At 49.1% G+C, this 6771-nt stretch carries 7 protein-coding genes; 6 read left to right on the top strand and 1 reads right to left on the bottom strand.

Annotated features, from left to right (window positions below; all coding sequences use genetic code 11):
* From DXA87_RS17825 to DXA87_RS14720, 3 genes are all read left to right on the top strand, one after another.
* On the top strand, positions 1 to 233 hold a 233-nt coding region (locus DXA87_RS17825; RefSeq protein ID WP_207659040.1), incomplete at its 5' end, for a hypothetical protein.
* A 190-nt stretch (positions 234 to 423) separates the two neighbouring features.
* On the top strand, positions 424 to 1956 hold the full coding sequence (locus tag DXA87_RS14725) for a sodium/proline symporter (RefSeq protein ID WP_117505145.1): 1533 nt from the start codon (positions 424 to 426) through the stop codon (positions 1954 to 1956).
* Positions 1957 to 2121: 165 nt separating this feature from the next.
* Positions 2122 to 3315 (top strand): M20 family metallopeptidase, encoded by a 1194-nt coding sequence (locus tag DXA87_RS14720; protein WP_117471117.1) that lies wholly within the window; start codon positions 2122 to 2124, stop codon positions 3313 to 3315.
* Positions 3316 to 3588: 273 nt separating this feature from the next.
* On the opposite strand, the gene DXA87_RS14710 is transcribed toward DXA87_RS14720, so the two are convergent.
* Positions 3589 to 4020: a hypothetical protein gene (locus DXA87_RS14710; protein WP_117471115.1), complete on the bottom strand. Its 432-nt coding sequence runs from the start codon at positions 4018 to 4020 to the stop codon at positions 3589 to 3591.
* 314 nt (positions 4021 to 4334) lie between these two features.
* Between DXA87_RS14710 and DXA87_RS14705 the strand changes: the two genes are divergently transcribed.
* From DXA87_RS14705 to DXA87_RS14695, 3 genes are all read left to right on the top strand, one after another.
* Positions 4335 to 4850: a hypothetical protein gene (locus DXA87_RS14705; RefSeq protein ID WP_117505143.1), complete on the top strand. Its 516-nt coding sequence runs from the start codon at positions 4335 to 4337 to the stop codon at positions 4848 to 4850.
* Positions 4851 to 4948: 98 nt separating this feature from the next.
* Positions 4949 to 5626, top strand: coding sequence for a uracil-DNA glycosylase (locus tag DXA87_RS14700; protein WP_015553905.1), 678 nt, complete (start codon positions 4949 to 4951; stop codon positions 5624 to 5626).
* Between the two features lie 169 nt (positions 5627 to 5795).
* A complete protein-coding gene (locus DXA87_RS14695; RefSeq protein ID WP_015553904.1) occupies positions 5796 to 6635 on the top strand; it encodes an undecaprenyl-diphosphate phosphatase in 840 nt (279 codons plus the stop codon).
* Positions 6636 to 6771 lie beyond the last annotated feature (136 nt).

Raw genomic sequence — 6771 nt, 5'->3', positions numbered from 1 at the left:
GAGTCATCCGATGGATGGCTCTTTTTTCTATGTTCAAGCCCTGCCGGGCTCGAACGGTTCGAATGTCTCCGCTCCGCTCCGGTCGTCGTAGGCGAACGTCCCCCGGACGTTCTGCGACGTCTCGTTCTCTCAATAAGGTTTCCGATGGAACAAAGGGAATCATGTTCGCGAACCGCATGACACCGGACGGCTGGTTTGTCCGGGAGGACGGAAGCTGGGATGAGAAGCGGTAAGGACACCGAGATCAGGATCCCATAAAAACTGAACAAAGACAGGAAAAGGTCGGCACGGGAATGTGCCGACCTTTTTTCAGACGCAAATCCCCGGAAAACACTTGCAATCCGGCCATTTTCTGCTATACTAAACTACATTAACGCTTTATTAAACTAATATGGCAGACTAAAATGAGAGGAAGTATGAAAAATGAATGGAGCAATCATCGGTGTTTTTCTTGTGATCATTGCCTATCTGGTGATGATGCTGGCAATTGGTTTCATCTATTCGAAAGGGAACAATGACTCCAGCGATTTCTACCTTGGCGGAAGAAAATTAGGACCGTTTGTGACTGCAATGAGTGCGGAGGCATCGGATATGAGCAGCTGGCTGCTGATGGGACTGCCGGGAGTGGCGTACCTCAGCGGTATCTGTGACGCATCCTGGACTGCGATCGGACTTGCCATCGGTACCTATTTAGACTGGCTGATCGTGGCGAAACGCATCAGGAGATACAGCGCAAAGACGAATTCGATCACACTGCCGGATTTCTTTGCAAACAGGTATCGCGATGATTCGAAACTGTTATTGGGAATTTCCGCAATTTTTATTATTATCTTTTTTGTCCCGTATACAGCGTCCGGATTCGCGGCATGTGGAAAACTGTTCTCCACATTATTCGGAATTCCGTATACGGCGGCTATGCTGATCAGCGCTGTCGTTATTGTCGGTTACACAGCACTCGGTGGATTTATGGCAGCAAGCTTTACGGATCTGATCCAGAGTATTGTTATGACGATCGCGCTTGTCCTTGTGGTATGTTTCGGCGTATCCATGAGCGGCGGAGTTCAGAATGTTCTTGAAAATGCGAAAGAACTGCCGGGCTTTTTATCGTTAACAGCTACATATAACAGCGAGACAGGATCCGCTTCCTCTTATGGAACCATAACAACCGTTTCTACTCTTGCCTGGGGGCTTGGTTATTTTGGAGTTCCGCATGTGCTTCTCCGCTTTATGGCGACGGAAAACGAGGAGAATATATCACTTTCCAGACGCATCGCGACGGTATGGGTCGTAATCTCTATGGCAGTTGCGATCTTTATCGGCGTTGTCGGTTACAGCCTCTCAAAGAATGGCGTGATGGCAGAGTTAAAAGGATCCGCTTCGGAGACGATCATCATTCAGGTTGCGACACTCTTAAGCCAGCATGGATTCCTCGCAATCGTGGGTGCGGGAATCACACTTGCCGGAATTTTAGCCTGCACGATGTCCACCGCAGATTCCCAGCTTCTTGCGGCATCCTCCGCTGTTTCTGAGAACCTGTTAAAGGGAATGTTCGGCGTAAACCTTACTGAGAAGAGAACGATCCATGTTGCCCGGGCGACGGTTCTCTTTATCGCAGTGATCGCAGTATTTTTAGCGGGAAATCCGGACAGCTCCGTATTTGGAATCGTGTCCTTTGCGTGGGCTGGATTTGGCGCTGTATTCGGACCGGTGGTCCTTGCGGCATTATTCTGGAAACGTTCCAACAGGAACGGTGCTCTTGTCGGCATGATCGCAGGCGGAGTCATGGTATTTGTATGGAAATACTGCGTTCGTCCGTTGGGCGGTGCATGGAATGTGTATGAGCTTCTTCCGGCGTTTATCATTGCAATGCTCTGTCTGATTGTTGTCAGCCTTGCGACCGGTGAGCCGTCAAAGGAGATCCAGGAGGAGTTTGAGGAAGTAAGAGCAGGAAAATAATTGCAGGAACAGATCGGTGAAATCGGAAGAAAAGACTGGAAAATTTAGGCGAAAAGAACTATAATACGCATTAAGAGACCTGACAAGTAGGTTTTTGTCAGGTCTTTTTCCTTATAAGAATATTGCAGTGAATTTATGGGATAAAAGAAAAGGAGATTGTGGATAATGGACGAATTACAGAAGAAAATTGTGGATTATGTAGAGGCAAACGGCAAGACATATCAGCAGATCGCTTTGGAGATCCATGAGAAGCCGGAGGTCAGCAATTATGAGTTTTTCGCTTCCAAGCGTCTTGCAGATCAGATTAAGAGCGTGGGATTTGAAGTAGAGATGCCGGCGGCAGGTCACAGAACCGGTTTTGCGGCGAGCTATAAATCCGGGAAACCCGGTCCGGTCATGGTTTTCCTTGCGGAGTACGATGCCCTTGTGGGACTTGGACATGGCTGTGGACATAACCTGTTTGGTGCAACTTCTTCTCTGGCGGCTGCGGCGTTAAAGAGCGTGATCGATGAGGTCGGCGGAGAGGTCCGCCTCTACGGAACACCTGGAGAGGAAGGCGGAGAAAACGGAAGTGCGAAGGGAAGCTTTGTCCGCGAGGGATATTTCAAGGACGTTGACGCGGCTCTTTCCGCACATCCGGGTGTGGGACATCGCCTTACAGAAAAAACACTTGGATGTGTTCCGATCGATATTGAATTCTGGGGTAAGGCGTCTCATGCGGCTGCGGCACCGGAGCAGGGAATCAATGCTTTAGACGCGCTGATCCAGACCTATAACTCCATCAATGCTCTTCGCCAGCATCTGAGTGATGATGTGCGGATCCACGGGATCATCGTAAACGGTGGACAGGCACCGAACACGGTACCGGATTACGCGGCAGCAAAATTTTATCTGCGGGCTGCTGCAGCTTCCACATTAAAGGATGTTTACGCTAAGGTAGAGCGGATCGTGGAAGCCTCTGCGATGGCAATGGGTGCAAAGGGCAGCATGAAGCCGTACCAGAACTGGGTAGAGAACATGGTTCCGACACCATCCTTTGATGCGGTTTATGCGAAGAATCTGGAATTGTTTGGAGAGACTGCAGATCCGGCAGGAGAGCGCCTTATGGGATCGACAGATATCGGAAATGTATCCCAGGTCGTTCCGGCGATCCAGCCGACCATCAATATCAGCGACGAGCCGATCAAGGGCCACAGCAAGGAGATGGTTGCGGCGGCATGCTCACAGAAAGGACTCGATTCGATCCTTCTCGGTGCAAAGGTTCTTGCTTTCACAGCCCTCGATCTGATCCGCGAGCCGGAGACATTAAAAAAGATCAAGGAAGAACATGCCTATGAGGTAGAGCATCAGGCAGACTGACCGGGGGGCGGATAGCTGCCTCATCTTTCCGGTGAATGTCCCGGACAAGTTCTGCGTAGCCGGAGATCACGGAAAGTGGGGAGCGGAGCTCAGGGGAGACATTGGCGATGACTTCCTTTCGAAGAACATCGACGCGGGCGGAAAAATCATTTTCTGCGAGCCGGTCCACCGTGTGCTTGATTGCAAAGATCGGCTTTGTGAAATATTCGGAGTTTCCGGCGGTGGCGGGGCACCGGCCGGAAGATAGGAAAGCGGAAGAGATCTGCTGAACCGTTATAGAAATTTCTTCATATGATCTCTGAGATTTTCCTCCATCCCGGTGAGCTCATCGGCGATCTCCATGACAGCCTTTGACGCACCAGAATACTGATTTTTATAACCGCATATGGTCTTGATCCCCATATTACAGCCGTCAGTGACAATACTGGCGGCTTCTTTGTCGCCGCCCTTTGCCAGCATACGCATTTCTGTGGACATCCATGACCAGGCAGATGCCATTTTTCCCGGTTCTTTTCCCTCTTCCTCCATGGCGCTTAAGGTCTTTTTGATCTTTGCGTCCAGCTCCTGATGTTTTTCATAGCTTTCCGTGATATCCTTCCAGAGCTCCTGATCCGACACCATATCCCGGATCTGTTCCAGGCTTTCCGCCGCCATTTTGCAGCCGGAGTCACATTCGCGGAGAAGATTGACTGAGTGCTCTTCCATCATTGATCCATCCTTTCCATAATAATTGCCATGCAGTTTCTTCAGACAGCTGATAAAAACAACAGCTATGGATCTGTCTGATATTCATCTGCAAAAAAAGTATGAGAGATACAGGGGAAAATTATGCATGGCACTTCTGGAATGTCGCTGACATGCCATAAGAATTCAAGGACGGCGGAACGTATTCTGCCGCAGACAGAAAAACTTAAGAAAATGAAAAGCAAAGGACAAGAGGGATCAGTTGAATCCAGCCCCTATTTATGTTATGATGTTAACGTTCGAAAACGAATTATGCTGAATACTGGAGGAAAAGCTTGGAAAAGACAGAAGCAGAAAAAATTCTGAAGGAAAAACTGGAAACCGCAGAGAAGATCCTTGTGGGAATCGGCTCTGAGTGGAAGAAAAAAGAAGGCGCGGAGGAGGAAGAGATCCTTCATGCTGCCGAAAAGTTAAAAAATTTTCTGGATGGAAAAGATTATTATATCATAACTTCACTGTCCGGTGAGGATGCGGACCGGCTGGGCTTTTCTGCCGGTCATATGGCAGTTCCCCATAGCGTATCCTTTACGGAAGAAGCGTGGAAGCATTATACCTTATGGCTTTCCTGCACCCTGAACCGGAACACGGTGCTCCTGGAGTTGGGGGAAAACTATAAAGATCCGTCCCTGATCCGCTGGCCCTTTGAGAAGACAGCAATGTTAAACAATAAGGCGTATCTGTTCCGGGTTCATAAGATCTTTTCTCAGGTGCCGGAGGAACTTTCTGGGAAATCATGTCCGGTGGCGGAGGTATCGTTTAAATTAGTGGATGATTTCTTAGAAAGAGTGTAACTGTTCAGGAGGTTTGAGCACTTGCTGTGTTGACGGTAAGAAAACATAAAATTATGAAGGTACTGAAGCGTTACGAATAAATACAACAAGGAGGAAATATGGCTGCGATCGCAAATGACTGGTTGGTCCCTATGAGCGGGGAATTCAAAAAGCCGTATTACAGGAAATTATACGAGACCGTAAAGAGCGAGTACGAGACAAAGGAAGTCTACCCGGCGCCGGATGACATCTTCAACGCCTTTGCGTTTACTCCGCTCTCAAAAGTAAAAGTAGTGATCCTGGGACAGGACCCGTACCACGAGCCGGGGCAGGCGCATGGACTGAGCTTTTCCGTAAAGCCGTCGGTGGAGATCCCGCCGTCTCTGGTCAATATCTATAAGGAACTTCATGAGGACTGCGGCTGCTATATCCCGAACAATGGATATTTAAAGAAGTGGGCAGATCAGGGTGTGATGCTCTTAAACACAGTCCTGACCGTTCGTGCCCATGCGGCCAACTCCCACAAGAATATCGGCTGGGAGGAATTCACGGACGCCGCGATCCGCGTCTTAAACGAGCAGGACCGCCCGATGGTATTTATCCTCTGGGGACGCCCGGCGCAGATGAAAAAGCCAATGCTGACGAATCCGAAGCATCTGATCCTCGAGTCACCGCACCCGAGCCCGTTGTCCGCCTATCGTGGATTTTTCGGCAGCAGACCGTTCAGTAAGACAAACAAGTATTTAAAAGAGAACGGGATCGAGCCGATCGACTGGCAGATCGAAAATATCAACTAGCAATCTGGCGTGCGTCAGCGGGTTCGGAAAAATGCGCCGCAAGCTTGCTTGCAGAAGCATTTTTTTGAACCTGTTGACATAGGGCGGATGCCCGAAGCTTCTTGTTTTCATGACAATGAAAACAAGAAGACCGCACGCTATATTCAAAATATAAAGCATAGGAGTGAATATGAGCAACTTTATCGAATTTCTAAAGATCGTCGTATTCGGTGTCGTCGAAGGTTTCACCGAATGGCTTCCGATCAGCAGCACCGGTCACCTGATCCTTGTGGAGAATATCGTCCACCTGAATGTATCAGAAGAATTCATGAACGTGTTCCGCGTCGTGATCCAGTTAGGCGCAATTCTCGCGGTACTGGTCCTGTATTTCAGACGGCTGAACCCATTTGATCCGGGGAAAAAACCGGCACAGAAGCGCGCCACATGGCATCTATGGTTTAAGATCATCATCGCCTGCCTTCCAGCTGCCGTGGTCGGAATCCTGCTTGACGAAGTGCTTGACAAGTATCTCTATAATCCATATGTGGTAGCGGCGATGCTCATCATCTACGGTGTTATTTTTATTGCCTTCGAGAACCGCAACCAGCACGCGGAATTCCGCATAAAGAAAGTATCCCAGATTAGTTACCAGACCGCATTTTACATCGGTCTCTTCCAGCTTCTCGCGCTGATCCCGGGTACATCGAGATCCGGCGCAACGATCCTCGGTGCGATGATGCTTGGCTGTTCCAGAACCGCCGCATCGGAGTTCACCTTCTTCCTTGGAATTCCGGTCATGTTCGGCGCCAGTCTCTTAAAGATCCTTCACTACGGCCTGGCATTCTCCGCAATGGAGCTCTTCTTCATGGCAGCTGCCATGGTGATCGCCTTCGTCGTTTCCATGTACTCGATCCAGTTCTTACTCGGATATGTCAAAAAACATGACTTCAAATTCTTCGGATACTACCGCATCGTCCTCGGTGTGATCGTCCTGATTTATTTCGGACTGACTGCGATCCTGACAAAATAAAGAAAAACAAGAGTTTCCCGGAATCCATCCGGATGGGTACAGAATAGCAGCCCACCGATGGATTCCGGGATTTCTTTTGCGTATTACAAAAACACGGGAATTGTGACTCTATTTCACAGAACCGTGCATGTTTCAT

The organism is Desulfotomaculum sp. OF05-3 (assembly GCF_003435535.1).
Lineage (GTDB): Bacteria > Bacillota > Clostridia > Lachnospirales > Lachnospiraceae > Pilosibacter > Pilosibacter fragilis.
Note: the sequence above shows the minus strand (reverse complement) of the source record. Positions and strands in the feature narration are given on the sequence as shown.

Bases quoted from the DNA above. Each gene is read 5' to 3' on its own strand.
- DXA87_RS14725 (WP_117505145.1), top strand. From the start codon at position 424: ATGAATGGAGCAATCATCGGTGTTTTTCTTGTGATCATTGCCTATCTG.
- DXA87_RS14720 (WP_117471117.1), top strand. From the start codon at position 2,122: ATGGACGAATTACAGAAGAAAATTGTGGATTATGTAGAGGCAAACGGC.
- DXA87_RS14710 (WP_117471115.1), bottom strand. From the start codon at position 4,020: ATGGAAGAGCACTCAGTCAATCTTCTCCGCGAATGTGACTCCGGCTGC.
- DXA87_RS14700 (WP_015553905.1), top strand. From the start codon at position 4,949: ATGGCTGCGATCGCAAATGACTGGTTGGTCCCTATGAGCGGGGAATTC.
- DXA87_RS14695 (WP_015553904.1), top strand. From the start codon at position 5,796: ATGAGCAACTTTATCGAATTTCTAAAGATCGTCGTATTCGGTGTCGTC.